Here is a 15450-nt window from a genome sequence, read left to right on the forward strand (position 1 = left end):
CCTCACGCCATTTCCGCCAGCGCCGCCGCGATGCGGCGGGCTACGCCGGTCCAGTCGCCGACGCGCTCCTGCCGGAACAGGCGCGCGGTCGGGTACCAGGGGCTGTCGTCGCGCCCCAGAAGCCAGCGCCAGTCCGGGGCGAAGGGCAGCGCCACCCACACCGGCACGCCCAGCGCGCCGGCCAGATGCGCCACGCTGGTGCAGGAACTGACCACCAGATCCAGGTTCGCCATGATGGCCGCCGTATCGGCGAAGTCGCCGATGGCGCCGCCCAGGTCGGTGAAGCCATCCGGCACCGGCACGCGCTCCAGATCCTGACGCCCGTCGCCCATCTGCAAGCCGAACCAGCGCACGCCCGGCACGTCCAGCACCGCCCGCAAACCGCTCAGGCGCGGCGAACGCAAATCGTCCGCCTGGAATCGCGGGTTGCCCGCCCACACCAGCCCGACCTTCGGCCCCTCCCCCCCGTTGTGTCTCAACAGGCGCTCCCGCCACGCCGCCGCCCGCGCCGGATCGGGCCGCAGGTAGGGGACGTCGGCCGGAATGCTGTCCACCCGCGTGCCGAAGACGCGCGGCAGGCTCATCAGCGGGCATTCCAGGTCGAAGTCAGGCAGCGGCTCGCCGCGGCCGATCACCCGCGCCACGCCGGGGAAGCCCTCCAGCAGCGGCAGCAGTGGCGGCTGCACCTCCAGCACGATGCGCGCGCCGCGCGCCGCGACCATGGGCACGTAGCGCAGGAACTGGATCGTGTCGCCCAGCCCCTGCTCGGCGTACAGGAGGAGCGTACGGCCCTGTACGTCCTCGCCCCGCCACGTCGGTTGCGGGAAGGGGCGCCAGGGCGGCTGGGCGTTGTCGTCGTTGCGGCGCCACTCGAACTCCTCCCAGCCTTCGGCCATGTCGCCGGCCAGCAGCAGCGCGAAGGCGCGATTCCAGTGCAGGCCGGCGTCGGCGGGGTGGAACTCCATCTCCCGCGCGTAGCTCTCCGCCGCGTCCCGCGCCCGGCCGAGCGCCAGCAACGCGGTGGCCCGCGCCCGCCACAGCGGCCGTTCCGGCCGCAGCCGTCCGGCGGCGTCGAGCAGGTCCAGCGCCTCCTCCTCCCGCCCCTGCTTGACGAGCACGAGGCCGAGGTTCTCGTGCGCCTCCACAAGGTTGGGCGCGCGGTCGAGCGCCGCCCGGTAGGCCGCCTCCGCCTCCGCCCAGCGCTGCCCGGCCGCCGCCGCGTTGCCCAGCGCCAGCCACGCCGCCGCCAGATCGGGACGCAACGCCGCCGCCCGCCGCGCCGCCGCGGCACCGGCATCCGCCTGCCCCACGCCGGCGTGCGATTCGGCCAGCGCCACCAGCGCCTCGGCATGGTCCGGCGCCACAGCCAGCGCGCGCTTGGCCAGCGGCAGCGCCGCCGCCGCCCGGCGCAGGTGCTTCAACGCGCCGGCCCGGTTGGCGTACGCGTCGGCCAGGAACGGGTCCAGGCGTACGGCGCGCGCGTACGCCGCCACGGCGGCCTCCGTCCGGCCCAGCACGCGCAACGCGTTGCCGAGGTTGGAGTTCGGGCTCGCCGCCTCCGGCCGCAGCGTCACGGCGCGTTTCAGCAGCGCCAGCGCCGGCTGCGGATGCCCGGCCTGCGCGTACAGCACGCCCAGCAGGTGGGCGGCGTCCGCCGCCTCGGGATCGGCGTCCAGGATGCGGGTGTAGAGCACTTCCGCCTCGGCGAGCCGGCCTGCCCGGTGGTAGTCGAAGGCGGCCGCGAGGGCCTCGGCGATGGTCGCCATGCGCAGTCCGGCAAAAAGGCTGGGGGCGGCAGGATAGCGGCTGCAGCCCCGGGGCCAAAGCCCCGACGCGCATGCCCCCACGCGGCGCATGGCCGCTCTGCCTGTGATAACCGCCCGCCGGGCATCGTGCTGCGTTGCACCACGGGGGCCGACGGACTATCTCTTCCGATACCCTTCCGAAAGAGGTACCCGGAGGTTTCCCCATGCCCAGATCGGCGCCCAGATCGGCCTCCAGACCGGCCTTGCTCCGCGGCGCGCTCGGCGCCCTGCTGTGCGGCGCGACCATCGGCCTGCCGGCGGCGACCATCGGCCTGCCGGCAGCTTCGGCGCTGGCGGCCGAGGGCGGCAGCAGCAGCTGTCCATGGCAGCAGGACGTTTCGCTGGTGCTGGACGGCAAGACGCTGACCATCCCGCCGGCGGTGTTCGAGGCGAAGGGCGGTCCGGCGCCGATGATCGACGGGTACGAGCTGCTGCCGAACGTCAACGCGCTGGTGCTGCGCGTCCAGGGGCCGCGCGGCGAACTGTGGGAGGCGGCGCTGACCCGCGTCGGCGCGAAGCGCTGCACCGGCTTCTATGTCGGCAAGCCGGTGCTGATCGCCGAACCGCCCCCCTTCGTCCCCCGCTCGTCCAAGAGCAGCGTCGCCGTCCGTTAGCCGCCCTCTCAGTCGCCCAGGCTGATGCCCAGGCCGCGCGCCGTCTTCACCAGGGTGCCGTCGGGATCGACGCTGGCGTAGGCGGCGATCGCCTCCTCGATGGGCACGTCGACCACGCCGCGGTTGGACCACGCGACCATGCGGTCGAACTTGCCTTCGGCGATCAGGTCCACCGCGTGCACGCCGAAGGCCGAGGCGACGAGGCGGTCGCGCGGGCTGGGCGGCGAGCCGCGCTGCACGTGGCCCAGCACGGTGACGCGCGTCTCCGCGCCGGTGGCGCGGGCCAGCTTCTCCCCGATGTAGTCGCCGATGCCACCGTAGCGCTTCTCGCCGCCCTCGAAGACCTTCTTCACCTCGCCGCCGTCGGCGGTCTTCACCGCCTCCGACACCACGACGAGGCCGAAGTTGCGGCCCGACGCGCGGACCTGCCGCATCTTCTCGGCGATCTTCTCGATGGAATAAGGGATCTCCGGGATCAGGATCACGTCGGCGCCGCCGGCGATGCCGGCCGAGAGCGCGATGTGCCCGGCATCGCGCCCCATCACCTCCAGCACCATGATGCGGGCGTGGCTGGCGGCGGTGGGCTGCAGGCGGTCCAGCGCCTCGACCGCGACGCCGACGGCGGTGTCGAAGCCGACCGACACCTCGGTGGCGCCGAGGTCGTTGTCGATGGTCTTGGGCACGCCGACGAGGTTGAGCCCGCCCTTCTGCGCGATCTTGCGCAGGATGGCGAAGCTGCCGTCACCGCCGATGCCGATCAGCGCGTCCAGCCCCAGCTCGCGGTAGCCACCGATGATCTCGTCCGTGCGGTCCTTGAAGGTCCCGTCGCCCATGGGATAGGCGAAGGGGTCGCCGCGGTTGGTGGTGCCGAGGATGGTGCCGCCCATGCGCATCATGTTGCCGTCGACCTGCGGCAGATCGAGCACCTGATACTGCACCGGGCGCTTCAGCAGCCCCTGCGTGCCTTCCTTGATGCCGAGCACCTGCCAGCCGTAGGTGAGCGTGGCGCGGTGCACCGCGGCACGCATGACCGCGTTGAGGCCGGCGCAGTCGCCGCCACTGGTGAGAATGCCGATGCGCTTGGCTGATGTCATGGATGGGGACCTCGTTTCCCGATGCCTGTGACGCGGGGCGACAGTCTGACCCGAACGGCCGGACACCGCAATGCCACGCATGCGATAACCGCCCGCACGCGCAGTGGTTTCACGGTGCCGGACGCCGCAAAATCTGGTATGGTCGCTCACCGCGACGACACCCGTGCAGCCGCACCATGAACGAACAGGACATGCTGAAGCAGAAGCTCGCCGAGCTGAGGACCGAACACCGCGACCTCGACGACGTCATCGCACGCCTGTCGGAGCGCGCGCCGTTCGACCAGCTTCAGCTGCAGCGGCTCAAGAAGCGCAAGCTGGCGCTGAAGGACCAGATCGCCCTGATCGAGAGCCGTCTGCTGCCCGACATCATCGCCTGAACCGGCGAATCGAGGGCATGCACCGGAACGCGCCTGTGTGCATCCCGCCGGACTTCTGCTACCATGACGGAAACCGCCGGAGCCGCCGGGATGGCCGAAGACGAACGCATCGCCCGCATCGAGGCCCGCATGGACTACATGCAGGGCGACATCGCCGAGATCAAGGCGACGCTGGCGCAGCTCGTGCCGGTGATCATCCGCATCGACCAGAAGCTGTCCGACATGCCGACCCAGGCCGAAGTCGCCGAACTGCGCGGGCGCGTCGAGGAGCAGAGCAAGTTCCTGCAGCTGGCCCTCGCCGGCCGGCAGAAGCGTCCAGCGGCCGAATAATCGCCCACTCCGCGCGCTGGACTCTTGAAGCGCCCTTCCTATAATGCGCGGCTTTCCCAGGCCTGTTGGAAAGCCGCTCCGTGCCCATCGACACCCCCACCTCTTCGCCGGCCGCGTCTTCGCCGGCTGTCGGCATCATCATGGGAAGCCAGTCCGACTGGTCCACCATGAAACACGCGGCCGAGACGCTGACCGCGCTGGGCGTGCCGCACGAGGTGCGCATCGTCTCCGCCCACCGCACGCCGCAGCGCCTGTACGACTACGCCACCTCGGCCAGGGGCCGCGGGCTGAAGGCGATCATCGCCGGGGCCGGCGGGGCCGCGCACCTGCCGGGCATGGCGGCGTCGATGACGCCGCTGCCGGTGTTCGGCGTTCCCATCGAAAGCCACGCGCTGAAGGGCATGGACAGCCTGCTGTCCATCGTCCAGATGCCGGGCGGCGTGCCGGTCGGCACGCTGGCCATCGGCAAGGCCGGCGCCATCAACGCCGCCCTCATCGCCGCATCCGTCATCGCACTGATGGACCCGGCCGTGGCCGAGGCGCTGGACGCCTGGCGCGCGCGCCAGACCGCCGCCGTGGCCGAGACGCCCGTGGACGAGCCGGCGTGATGTCCAGCAAGACGCCCGGCGCGATGCTGCCCCCCGGTTCCACCATCGGCATGCTGGGCGCAGGCCAGCTCGGCCGCATGACGGCGCTGGCCGCCGCGCGGCTCGGCTACAAGGTCCACGTCTTCGCCCCCGACGCCGCCGACAGCCCGACGGCGCAGGTGTGCGCCGCCGCCACCATCGCCGACTGGAACGACGAGGCGGCGCTGGCCGCCTTCGCCCGCGCGGTCGACGTGGTGACGCTGGAGTGGGAGAACATCCCCGTCCCCACCGTGGAATTCCTGTCCACGCTGGTCCCGGTGCACCCCGGCGCCGGTGTGCTGGCGGTGACGCAGGACCGTATCGCCGAGAAGGGCTTCGCCAACGGCCTGGGCATCGACACCGCCCCCTGGCGCCGCGCCGACAGCGCCGACGACGTCGCCCGCGCCAAGGCGGAGATCGGGCCACGCTGCATCCTGAAGTCCACCCGCCTGGGCTACGATGGCAAGGGGCAGGCGGTGATCGGGCCGGACACCGACCCGGCGGCGGCGTGGCAGGCCATCGGCGGCCGGCCGGCCATCGTCGAGGGCTTCGTCGACTTCGTGTGCGAGGTGTCGGTGATCGTCGCCCGCGCGGCGGACGGGCGCACGGCCGTCTTCCCCACCGTCGAGAACCGCCACAGGAACGGCATCCTCGACCGCACCATCGCCCCCGCCCGCGTGGCGCCGGAGACGGCGGCCGAGGCCGAGCGCGTGGCCCGCGCGCTGACCGAGTCGCTGGGCGTGGTCGGCCTGCTGGCGGTGGAGATGTTCGTCACCCGCGACGGCCACGTGCTGGTCAACGAGATGGCGCCGCGCCCGCACAACTCCGGCCACTGGACCATGGACGCCTGCGCCACCTGCCAGTTCGAACAACTGGTGCGCGCCGTCTGCGGCCTGCCGCTGGGCGCCACGCAGGCGCTGTTCCCCGCCGAGATGGAGAACCTGATCGGCGACGACGCGGACCGCTGGCCGCAGCTGCTGGCCGAGCCGGGTGCCCGCCTGCACCTCTACGGCAAGGCGGAAGCCCGCCCCGGCCGCAAGATGGGCCACGTCAACCGCCTCTTCCCCGGCGCCAGGGGCTGAATCCCCGCAAATCCTTTGTATTGTCCACGCCGCCACGCGCCACACGCGTGGCGGCGCTTTGCCGTGCGCGGAATCCGACGTTCGGCAATTCTTCATACTTTTCTAAAATGATCTCTGTCGGTACGGTGATCTATTATGTGCGCAAAGCGTTCGAAGAACTTTGTTTCAAATACACGGGTTCATGGCGATCAATCCTCCACCGCCGGCCGGGCCGTCCACCCAACCCCTCCGTCCGGCGCGCAGCGCTGAGCGGCCGAAGGCTGCCGCCCGCGTGGCCGAGGCGACACGCGCCGCCGTGGCGCCGGCGCGCCCGGCCTCGTTCCGCGAGCGCGACCGCTTCGTCGGCTTCGCCTTCGCCGCCGCCGACCTGCTGATCGAAACCGACGAGCGGGGCACGATTCTGTTCTCCGCCGGTGCCCGCTGCCGGCTGACGCCGGGCGACGTGGGCAGCCTTGTGGGCGTCAGCCTGTTCGACGTGGTGGCCTCCACCGACCGCAAGTACGTCCAGGTGCTGCTCGACCGCGTGGTGGAGAAGACGCGCATCAAGCCGGCCCGCGTCGTCTTCCAGGCGCACGACGGGCACCGCTTCCCGGCGCTGCTCGGCGGCTGCCGGCTGGAGTCCTGCCCCGGCTCGCTGTTCCTCACCGTGCAGCTGGCCTCCGGCCCGCGCGCGCACGAATTCTCCGGCACCGCGCCGGCGGCCGGCCAGATGCTGGACGGCCACAGCTTCGTCACCATCCTGGAAGACCGGATCGTGCGGGCGCGCGAGAAGGGGCTGGACCACGGCCTGACGCTGCTGCTGGTCGAGGGGCTGCAGGCCATGGTCGACACCTTGCCGGAGGGGCAGGCGACGGAGGTGAAGCAGGGCATCGACGCCTACCTGCGCGGCATCTCGGCCGACGGGGACAGCGCCGGCCAGCTTGCGTCCGACCGCTTCGGCATCGTCCACGCCTCCGACATCGACAGCCAGGAGGTGCAGACGCACATCGCCCGGATCATCCAGGAGGCCGGCGGCGAGCTGGAGGGCGGCATCCGCGCGTGGGAGCTGGACATGGCCGGCTCGCAGCTGGACGCCACGGACGCGGCGCGCGCGCTGGTCTACACGGTGCAGGCCTTCGCCTCCGCGCAGGGCGGGGAGTTCACCATTTCGTCCCTGGAGGACGGGGCCAAGCGCATGCTGTCCGACGCGGTGGACCGCATCGGCCGCATGCGCGCCACCATCGAGAAGCGCGAGTTCTTCGTCGTCTACCAGCCCATCGTCGAGCTGGCGACGCACGACGTCCACCACCTGGAAGCGCTGACGCGGGTGGAGGGCATGCCGTCCCCGGCCGACTTCATCACGTTCGCCGAGGACGTCGGCCTGATCTACGACTTCGACCTGCTGCTCTGCCAGTCGGTGCTGGACACGCTGAAGGCCTTCCGCCTGGAGCCGAAGCTGCCGGACGTGGCCATCAACCTGTCGGCCAAGACGCTGATGAGCCCGCTGTTCCTCCAGCAGTTCAACGCGGTGACCGAACCCTACGGCGATCTGGCGCGCAAGCTGCTGCTGGAGGTGACGGAGACGGTGGTCGTCACCGACATCGCCAAGCTGAACGACGTGCTCCAGAAGCTGCGCCGCGTCGGCTATCGCATCTGCCTGGACGACGTCGGATCCGGCTCCACCTCGTTCCAGTCGCTGTACGGGCTGCAGGTGGACTTCGCCAAGATCGATGGGAAGTTCGTGAAGGGGGCATCGGGCAGCCAGCGCGACATGGCGATGCTGCGCTCCATGGTGGACGTCTGCCACCAGCTTGGCCTCCAGCTCATCGGCGAGCAGGTCGAGGAACCGGACCACGCCAAGCTGCTGGAGGAGCTGAACGTCCCCTACGCCCAGGGCTGGCTGTACGGCCGCCCCAGCCGCGACTTCGGCTATTTCGCCAAGGACTGGTCGAAGATGGCCCGCAAGGGCGGCAAGATCCTGCTGAAGTAGGCTTTACGCCTCCTCCTCGCGCTTCACGAGGTCGCGGTAGGCGTGCCAACTGGCGTGGCCGACCAGCGGCAGCGCCACCACCAGCCCGACGAACGCGGTCAGCATCCCGATGCCGGTCACCAGCACGATCACGCCGGCCCACAGCGCCATGACGCGCGGGTTCTTCACCACGGCGATGACCGACACCAGCGCGGCGGCGAACACGTCCACCGGGCGGTCGAGCATCATCGGCAGAGCCGTCACGTTGGTGACGAAGGCGATGGCGGCGAAGGCGAGGCCCAGCGCCGTGACGAACGCCAGGAAGGTGAGTCCCTGGAGGGTCAGCGCCTGTTCGAACAGGCTGGCGAACGTCATGGAGTGGTAGGGGAAGAACAGGGCGTAGGCGATGACGTTCAGCCGCACCCAGATCATCACGAACAGCATCAACACGAGGCCGGCGGTGAGGATGTGGTAGGGGTTGGCCCGCCACGCCGTCAGCGCCCGCCAGAAGCCCGGCCGCCGCCCCTCTTCCGCATCCCGCGACACGGCGTAGAGCCCCAGCGCCAGCAGCGGCGCCACCAGCAGGAAGCCGCCGATCATCGGCGCGATCAGATAGGCCATGCCGGCCATGGTCAGGCCCACGGTCAGCGCGAAGCCGATGGCGACGAACAGCGCGCCGTACGCCGGGCTCACCCACCCGGCCGCCCGCATGTCGGCCCAGCCGGCGGCCAGCCAGACGAAGACCCGTGCCGGCTCCACCTCCCGCACCCGGTCGGCGTAGGGAAAGCCCGCCGCCGCCTGCCGTACCGGCTGCGATGCTGTCGACTGCGTGTCCGCCATTGCCCCAGCCCCCTGGTCGGAAATGTCTCCGCCAGAGAATTGGGTGTTACACGAACAATTTGGAAGAGCGAAAATTGAGGCAGCGGCCTATGGGTGGAACCTACGACCGCCTCTCCAGTCGGTCGGCCTGGGCGGCGATGACGCGTTCGGTGGCGGAATAGCCCTGGCGGCGCACCAGCACGCCCACCACGAAGGCGGTCGCCACCATGAACAGCCACGGGCTGATCAGCCAGCACAGCGCCGCCAGCGCGAAGTAATAGGCGCGCAGGCCCCCGTTCAGCGCCGTCACCGCCAGCGTCAGCGCCTGCGCGATGTCGGTGGCCGTGGCGACCCGCTCGCCGTCCGGCACCGGCGGCAGCGGGGCGGCGCCGATCAGCGCGCAGACGTAGTTGTACTGCCGCAGCGCCCAGGTGAACTTGAAGAAGGCGTAGGTGAAGATGCACACCAGCAGCAGCAGCTTCAGCTCGAAGAATTGGCGCGACGTCCGCACCGTGAAGGACAGGGCGGAGATGATGTCGTGCGCATGCTCGATGGCGCCGAAGGAGCCGAGCAGGCCGGCCAGCACCAGCATGGTTGTGGAGGCGAAGAAGGTGCAGCTGTTCATCGTGTGGCCGACCAGCTGCGAATCCATGATGCGGTTGTCGCGCTCCAGCATGCGCTCCATCCACACGCGGCGCACGATCTTCAGGTGCTGGTTGACGTGCGTGCGGCCGCGCAGCAGGTGGTCCTGCACCAGGTTGAACGTCCCCCAGATGCCGAGGAACCAGGCGAAGGCGGCAAGGTCGAGCGGACTGAGGTCGGGCGGCACGGAGCGGTGGTCCGGAGCGTCAGGAGGCGGGCTCCTCCGGTGTAGCACCGCCGCCGCCCCGGCGGTAGGCGTTCAGCACGAAGACGCGGATGGCGGAAGACAGGTTGCCGGCGCGCTCGGCGTCGATCGCCTCGATCAGCGCGTTGACCGACTGCCGCCGCACCGCCGCCACCTCCTTCAGCGCGTCCCAGAACTCCTCCTCCAGCGACACGCTGGTGGGATGCCCGGCGATGAGGACGGAACGCTTCTTCATGCCCTCACGCGATGGCCTGCAGGCCTTTGCGGCGCACCAGATTGAGGAGTTTCAGCGATGGACCGCGCGGCCGCTTCTCGCCGCGTTCCCACTGGCTGACGACGCCCTTCGTGACGTTGAGATAGCGGGCAAACACCGGCTGCGAGACGTTTTCCCGCTCACGCAAGGCCTTGATCTCCTCCGGCGACAGATCCTCCACCGTCGTCAGGCACATCGCATCGAAATCGCGCATCGTGCGCTGGTCGAGAAGCCCGGCCGCGTGCAGATCCGCCGCCGTTTCGTGAACCGCGGCCAGTGCGTCACTCCTGTATGTCTTGCCGGCCATCGCACCACACCTCCTGAAGTGCCTCCGTTTCGAGGGCCTGCCGCAGTTGATCGTCGTCGTAATCGAGCATCACCACGGCCAAGTTCCGAAACGCCTCCAACTCGCTCGCATCGATGTTGTCCCGCTCGCTTTTCGGGAAGCCGTACACGAAAAAGGCGCGCGACCGGATCCTGAAGAGAATGACGCCGCGAAATCCGCCGGACCGTCCCTGGCCGGACCGCGCCAGGCGCTGCTTGATGACGCCACCACCCAGATCGGCATCGACAAGCCCCCGCTCGGCTCGCTGGACGGCTTCGCACAATTCCCGGTCCGGAATCTTCTGCCGGCGGGCGAACCGGACGAACCATTTGGTCTTGAAAACCCTCACGACACCGGCCCCGGTCCGCCCCACGTCTCATCGGATGTGTAGCACACAGCGTTACATTCCTGAAGAGACGAACGGTGGCCCGACCCCGTCCTACCGTGGCCCGATCATCGTCTCGGGCCGGATCCACTGGTCGAACTGCTCCTCCGTCAGCAGGCCCAGCGCCACGCCGGCCTGTTTCAGCGTCGTGCCCTCCTTGTGCGCCTTCTTGGCGATTTTCGCGGCGTTGTCGTAGCCGATGTGCGGGTTCAGCGCGGTGACCAGCATCAGGCTGTCGCCCATCAGCCGGGCGATGCGCTCGCGGTCGGGCTCGATGCCGACCACGCAGTTGTCGGTGAAGCTCACCGCCGCGTCGGCCAGCAGGCAGATGGACTGCAGGACGTTGTGGATGATCACCGGCTTGAAGACGTTCAGCTCGAAATGGCCGGTGGCCCCGGCCACGGTGACGGTGGTGTGGTTGCCCATCACCTGCGCGGCCACCATGGTCATCGCCTCCGACTGGGTCGGGTTGACCTTGCCGGGCATGATGGAGGATCCCGGCTCGTTCTCAGGCAGGGCGATCTCGCCGATGCCGCAGCGTGGGCCGGAGCCCAGCAGGCGGACGTCGTTGGCGATCTTCATGAAGGACACGGCGATGGTGTTCAGCGCCCCGTGCGCCTCCACCAGCGCGTCGTGCGCGGCCAGCGCCTCGAACTTGTTCTCCGCCGTCACGAACGGCAGGCCGGTGATGGAGGCCACGTGCCGCGCGAACGCCTCGGCGAAGCCCGCCCGCGCGTTGAGGCCGGTGCCCACCGCCGTGCCGCCCTGCGCCAGCGGATAGAGCCGCGGCAGGCAGCCCCTGATCCGCTCGATCCCGTACTTCACCTGCGCGGCGTAACCGGAGAACTCCTGCCCCAGCGTCAGCGGTGTCGCGTCCTGCAGGTGGGTGCGGCCGATCTTCACGATGTCCTTGAAGGCCTCGGCCTTGGCCGCCAGCGCCGCGTGCAGGTGCTCCAGCGCCGGGACCAGCTCGTGGTGGATCTGCTCCACGGCGGCGATGTGCATGGCCGTGGGAAAGCTGTCGTTGGACGACTGCCCCATGTTGACGTGGTCGTTGGGGTGCACCGGCACCTTGGACCCGCGCTCGCCGCCCAGCAGTTCGATCGCCCGGTTGGAGATCACCTCGTTGGCGTTCATGTTGGTCTGCGTGCCGGAGCCGGTCTGCCAGACCACCAGCGGGAAGTGGTCGGCCAGCGTGCCGTCCGCCACCTCCTCCGCCGCCTCGACGATGGCGCGGCCAAGCGTGGGGTCGAGCGCCCCCAGCTCCAGGTTGGCCAGCGCCGCCGCCTTCTTCTGGATGCCCAGGGCGCGCACCAGCGGGCCGGGCATGCGCTCGCCCCCGATGCGGAAGTTCTGGAGCGAGCGCTGCGTCTGCGCGCCCCAGTAGCGGTCGGCCGGCACCTCGATGGGGCCGAAGGAATCGGTTTCGGTGCGCATGTCCGGTTTGCCGACCATGCCGGCGTCCTCCCCCAACATCGTTGTCCCAAGGCTTCGTTTGCCGCTGAAGATCTGAGCCGCCGGCCGGCCGGCGGCAAGGGCCGGAACGGCGTCGGAAAATTATGTTCTTGATTTGTTCTTTTCGCTGCGGCATCGTGGAGGCACGCAACATCGCCAAGACACTGTCACCGGAAGAATGGAGGCTGGGATGGGTGTGTACGCGACCGACCACGTCCGGGCGCTGATCTCGAAGAAGCGCGTGGCGGAGATGCTGGCGCGCGGCTGGTGCATCATCGGCGCGGGCGAGGAAGGCACGCTGCTGATGGAAGGCCCCGACCCGGATCTGGAGGGTGCCCCGCAGGCCATGGCCCCGCTGTTCGGCCATCTGGCCGAGCGCGCCGAAGCCCGCCGCCCGGTGCCGGCCTGGGAACTGGCCTAAGCCGTCCGGAGATAACCCAGGGGGATACTACCGAAGTATTCCCACCTACTACCATGAGTAATTCTGAAGAGTACGACAGTCGTTAACGCCCGGTAAGAAGTCGTTAACGGTTTGGACGGCTAAATAGGCCCATCGACGCCCACCCAACCGATGGAGAAGTACGATGGCCTTCACGAACGTCAACACGAAGATCCAGTCCGCTTCCCGCGCCCACCTCACCCTTTTGGATAGCTTCATTCGGATTACCGAAGAAAAGATCGCCGGCGAGGGCGACGTCTTCGTCCGGGACAGCCTGATGGATCTGCTGGCGTCGATGCGCGACGAGCGCGAGGGCTACCTGCGGCTGAGCGAGCAGCACGCGGTGCTGGAGACGGCGGCCTGAGCGTCGCGGGCCGGCGCCATGGAATCGGCGGTGGGCACGGGCGCGCCGGGCGCGCCCCTCGCCACCGCCGCCGGCGCCCGGAGGATGAACGTTCCGCTTAGAAAAGCCCGTTGAATTAGAAAAGCCCATTGAACAGCGAACCCCGCCCCTTCGGCGAACCGCCGAGCAGGAGCGACGTCAGCGAGCTGCTGTTCACGCTGCTGCCGCCGGTCATCAGCGCCTGCAGCGAGCGCGCGTAGGACGGGATCTGCCCCGAGGTGTCGCCGGCCGCCGGCTGCTTGGCGTAGGTGTCGTAGTCCTCGCTGAAGGTGCCCATGCGCAATTGCAGGGCGTACTGCTTCTCGGTCCCGGCCGCGACACCCTTGTCGCGCGCCACGCGGATCGTGTAATCGCCGCGGTCCACCGTCAGCTCGCCCGCCGACAGCTTCTTGTAGGCGTCGAAGGCGGCGCCCGCATCCTTGTTGCTGTCGGCGATGATCTTGCCGGTCTTGTCCATCAGCTGAACGCGCACGTCCGGGTCGCCGACGCGGCCCAGCGCCAGCTCGCCCTGGTTCGTCACCTTGAACTTGAAGAAGTCGACCGGGTCATCCTTGCCCAGGATGCTGAAGGCGTTCAGCCGGGTCTTGTTCTTCACCACCATGCCGATGTCGGTGGCGGCGTAGGACAGGGTGGACGAGGATTTGCGGACGGACTGCTCGTATTCCTTGACGTTGCCCGTCGCCCCGGTGTCGCTCCCAGCCTTGGCCTGCTCCTGGACGCGCTTCATGGCGGCGTCGATCGACTGCTGCAGGCTCGACACCATGCCGCCGATATCACCGATCCCAGCCATGTCCGTATCCTTTCCCGACGAGTACCGCGGTTAAGGAATGCAGGATGCGGGCCAGCCGGAAACCCCAGCCGGAAACCAAGGAAAGCCGCCGTTTCTCCCGCATCACCGCAGGATCGGGCCCGGCAAGTTCTGCCGCCTGCCCGGCAAGCCATTCCCGGACCGGCCCCGTAAGTCTTGAGCGGAGTGGCGATTGGTGCTGTTACTTCAGGGCTTCGGCAATTCACGGTTCCCGACCGCCATGACCGCCACTCAGCCGACCGCCACTCAGCCGCACGAACCGGCGACATCCGCGCAGAAACCGAACCTGCGCGAGGCCGCGCGCCATGCGTACTTCGAATCCGAGCGGCTGCGGCTGTTCCTTCTGGGCGTCGACGTGGTCACGGTCGCCGTGTTCGCCGCGCTGACCTTCATGCCGCCGTCGCCGTGGGTGATCGTCGCAGACGCCGTGCTGGGCGTGCTGCTGCTGGGCGAATTCGCCCTGCGCTGGTGGATCGCCAACGACCGGCGGTCGTTCCTGCTGCGCCTGGGCACGGTGCTCGACCTCGTGGTCATCGTGACGCTGTTCATCCCCACGCTCACCGGCAACTTCGCCTTCCTGCGGGTGCTGCGGGCGATCCGCCTGATCCGCGCGCTGAAGGTGCTGCGCCAGTTGCGCCAGCGCGGCGGCGCCTTCGCCCAGTACGGCGAGCTGCTGACCAGCATCACCAACCTGGTGCTCTTCATCTTCGTGTCGAGCGCGCTGGTCTACGAGTTCCAGGTCGGCATCAACCCGAAGATCACCAACATCGTCGACGCCATCTACTTCACCGTCACCACGCTGACCACCACCGGCTTCGGCGACATCACGCTGGAGGGCGACATCGGGCGCCTGTTGTCGGTGGTGATCATGCTGGCCGGCATCTCGCTGTTCGTGAAGCTGGCGCAGGCGATCTTCCGGCCCAGCAAGGTTCATGTGGAGTGCCAGCAGTGCGGCCTGTCGCGCCACGACCCCGACGCCGTGCACTGCAAGCACTGCGGCGCCGTGGTCCACATCGACAACGAGGGGTTCTAGCTCACCCCGCCTGCGCGACCGGCGCCGCCCCGGCCAGCGCCTCCAGATCGGCGCCGGTCAGGCGGTAGGGCAGCCATTCCTCCAGGTGCCGGATGCCGATGGTCTCGTAGAAGCCGCGCGCCGGGTTCCAGTTCAGCACGTTGAGGTCCACGCGCTTGCACCCCGCCGCCACGGCGCGGCGCGCCACCTCGGCCAGCAGGCGCTTGCCGACACCGTGCCCGCGCGCCTCGGGCGTCACGTACAGGTCCTCGACGAAGAGGCCGAACCGCCCCTCCCAGGTGGAGTAGTTGCGGAAGGTCAGCGCGAAGCCCACGGGCGCGCCGTCCAACTCGGCGATCAGCGCCTCGAACACCGGGTTGGGGCCCCAGCCGTCGCGGCGGAAATCCTCCACGGTGGCCTTCACGGCGTGCGGCTCGCGCTCGAACTCCGCCAGCTCCCGGACGAAGCGCAGGATCAGTTCGGCGTCGGCTTCGACGGCCGGGCGGACGGCGACGGTGGGCATGCCCCGGTTCCCTTCTTCGTGTTGGCGGCGGGACGATATCGGACTTCCGCGCGGGCGCACAAATGGTTCTAATCGCGCCATGCCCGTTCCCATCGCCATACGTGCGGCCCGGCCAGACGAGGCCGGCGCCCTTCTGGACCTCGTGCGGGACATCGATTCCGAAAGCCCGTTCCTGCCGCGCGAGCCCGGCGAGCCGCCGTCCTGGCTCGCCACCGGCCGCCCCACGGAGGACCTCGCCGCCTTCCAGGCGCGCGGCAACGCGATGGTCTTCCTGGCGGAGCACGCCAAGCACCTGATCGGTTACC

General features: G+C 69.4%; 20 protein-coding genes. 10 read left to right on the plus strand and 10 right to left on the minus strand.

The genetic code is table 11. The features are described from left to right. Positions 1-2: 2 nt before the first annotated feature. Entirely contained in the window at positions 3-1766 is a 1764-nt protein-coding gene (locus VED21_RS38260) for a tetratricopeptide repeat-containing glycosyltransferase family protein (RefSeq protein WP_324891672.1), read from the minus strand. Between the two features lie 203 nt (positions 1767-1969). On the opposite strand from VED21_RS38260, the gene VED21_RS38265 reads away from it, so the two are divergent. Next, on the plus strand, positions 1970-2419 hold the full coding sequence (locus VED21_RS38265) for a hypothetical protein (RefSeq protein WP_324891675.1): 450 nt from the start codon (positions 1970-1972) through the stop codon (positions 2417-2419). 8 nt (positions 2420-2427) lie between these two features. Here the strand turns inward: VED21_RS38265 and VED21_RS38270 are convergent, their stop codons facing one another. Next, a complete protein-coding gene (locus tag VED21_RS38270) occupies positions 2428-3513 on the minus strand; it encodes an ATP-dependent 6-phosphofructokinase (RefSeq protein ID WP_324891677.1) in 1086 nt (361 codons plus the stop codon). Between the two features lie 176 nt (positions 3514-3689). On the opposite strand from VED21_RS38270, the gene VED21_RS38275 reads away from it, so the two are divergent. The 5 genes from VED21_RS38275 (at position 3690) to VED21_RS38295 (ending at position 7897) form a co-directional block, all read left to right on the plus strand. After that, positions 3690-3890, plus strand: coding sequence for a YdcH family protein (locus tag VED21_RS38275; protein WP_324891679.1), 201 nt, complete (start codon positions 3690-3692; stop codon positions 3888-3890). A gap of 90 nt (positions 3891-3980) precedes the next feature. Then, positions 3981-4220: a hypothetical protein gene (locus VED21_RS38280; RefSeq protein ID WP_324891681.1), complete on the plus strand. Its 240-nt coding sequence runs from the start codon at positions 3981-3983 to the stop codon at positions 4218-4220. 140 nt (positions 4221-4360) lie between these two features. Next, positions 4361-4828: a 5-(carboxyamino)imidazole ribonucleotide mutase gene (purE, locus tag VED21_RS38285; RefSeq protein WP_324891714.1), complete on the plus strand. Its 468-nt coding sequence runs from the start codon at positions 4361-4363 to the stop codon at positions 4826-4828. Then, entirely contained in the window at positions 4828-5928 is a 1101-nt protein-coding gene (locus VED21_RS38290; protein ID WP_324891683.1) for a 5-(carboxyamino)imidazole ribonucleotide synthase, read from the plus strand. Before purE ends, VED21_RS38290 begins: the two co-directional genes overlap by 1 nt. A 271-nt stretch (positions 5929-6199) precedes the next feature. Then, positions 6200-7897 carry an EAL domain-containing protein gene (locus VED21_RS38295; protein ID WP_324891685.1) on the plus strand — a complete coding sequence of 566 codons (1698 nt, stop codon included), beginning with the start codon at positions 6200-6202 and terminating at the stop codon, positions 7895-7897. Between the two features lie 3 nt (positions 7898-7900). On the opposite strand, the gene VED21_RS38300 is transcribed toward VED21_RS38295, so the two are convergent. From VED21_RS38300 to fumC, 6 genes are all read right to left on the minus strand, one after another. Then, a complete protein-coding gene (locus tag VED21_RS38300) occupies positions 7901-8716 on the minus strand; it encodes a DUF2189 domain-containing protein (protein ID WP_324891687.1) in 816 nt (271 codons plus the stop codon). A gap of 100 nt (positions 8717-8816) precedes the next feature. Further along, on the minus strand, positions 8817-9524 hold the full coding sequence (locus tag VED21_RS38305; RefSeq protein ID WP_324891689.1) for a DUF599 domain-containing protein: 708 nt from the start codon (positions 9522-9524) through the stop codon (positions 8817-8819). Positions 9525-9543: 19 nt separating this feature from the next. Further along, the gene (locus VED21_RS38310; RefSeq protein WP_324891691.1) at positions 9544-9777 is read right to left on the minus strand and encodes a ribbon-helix-helix domain-containing protein; all 234 of its coding nucleotides are present in this window, start codon (positions 9775-9777) and stop codon (positions 9544-9546) included. 4 nt (positions 9778-9781) lie between these two features. Further along, positions 9782-10102, minus strand: coding sequence for a DNA-binding transcriptional regulator (locus tag VED21_RS38315; protein WP_324891693.1), 321 nt, complete (start codon positions 10100-10102; stop codon positions 9782-9784). After that, positions 10077-10469, minus strand: a complete 393-nt coding sequence (locus VED21_RS38320) for a type II toxin-antitoxin system RelE/ParE family toxin (protein ID WP_324891695.1) — start codon at positions 10467-10469, stop codon at positions 10077-10079. Before VED21_RS38320 ends, VED21_RS38315 begins: the two co-directional genes overlap by 26 nt. Positions 10470-10559: 90 nt before the next feature. After that, complete coding sequence (gene fumC, locus VED21_RS38325; protein WP_324891697.1) at positions 10560-11960, minus strand: class II fumarate hydratase; 1401 nt, start codon at positions 11958-11960, stop codon at positions 10560-10562. Positions 11961-12150: 190 nt separating this feature from the next. Between fumC and VED21_RS38330 the strand changes: the two genes are divergently transcribed. Beyond that, a complete protein-coding gene (locus VED21_RS38330) occupies positions 12151-12381 on the plus strand; it encodes a hypothetical protein (protein ID WP_324891700.1) in 231 nt (76 codons plus the stop codon). 163 nt (positions 12382-12544) lie between these two features. Then, entirely contained in the window at positions 12545-12763 is a 219-nt protein-coding gene (locus VED21_RS38335) for a hypothetical protein (protein ID WP_324891702.1), read from the plus strand. A 115-nt stretch (positions 12764-12878) separates the two neighbouring features. On the opposite strand, the gene VED21_RS38340 is transcribed toward VED21_RS38335, so the two are convergent. Next, positions 12879-13592: a hypothetical protein gene (locus VED21_RS38340; protein WP_324891704.1), complete on the minus strand. Its 714-nt coding sequence runs from the start codon at positions 13590-13592 to the stop codon at positions 12879-12881. 193 nt (positions 13593-13785) lie between these two features. On the opposite strand from VED21_RS38340, the gene VED21_RS38345 reads away from it, so the two are divergent. Continuing rightward, entirely contained in the window at positions 13786-14643 is an 858-nt protein-coding gene (locus tag VED21_RS38345) for an ion transporter (protein ID WP_324891706.1), read from the plus strand. Between the two features lies 1 nt (position 14644). On the opposite strand, the gene VED21_RS38350 is transcribed toward VED21_RS38345, so the two are convergent. Beyond that, complete coding sequence (locus VED21_RS38350) at positions 14645-15145, minus strand: GNAT family N-acetyltransferase (protein ID WP_324891708.1); 501 nt, start codon at positions 15143-15145, stop codon at positions 14645-14647. 79 nt (positions 15146-15224) lie between these two features. Between VED21_RS38350 and VED21_RS38355 the strand changes: the two genes are divergently transcribed. After that, positions 15225-15450, plus strand: a 226-nt coding sequence (locus VED21_RS38355) for a hypothetical protein (RefSeq protein WP_324891710.1), incomplete at its 3' end; no start/stop codon positions are given.

The organism is Azospirillum sp. (assembly GCF_035627195.1).
In the GTDB taxonomy this organism is placed as follows: Bacteria; Pseudomonadota; Alphaproteobacteria; order Azospirillales; family Azospirillaceae; genus Azospirillum.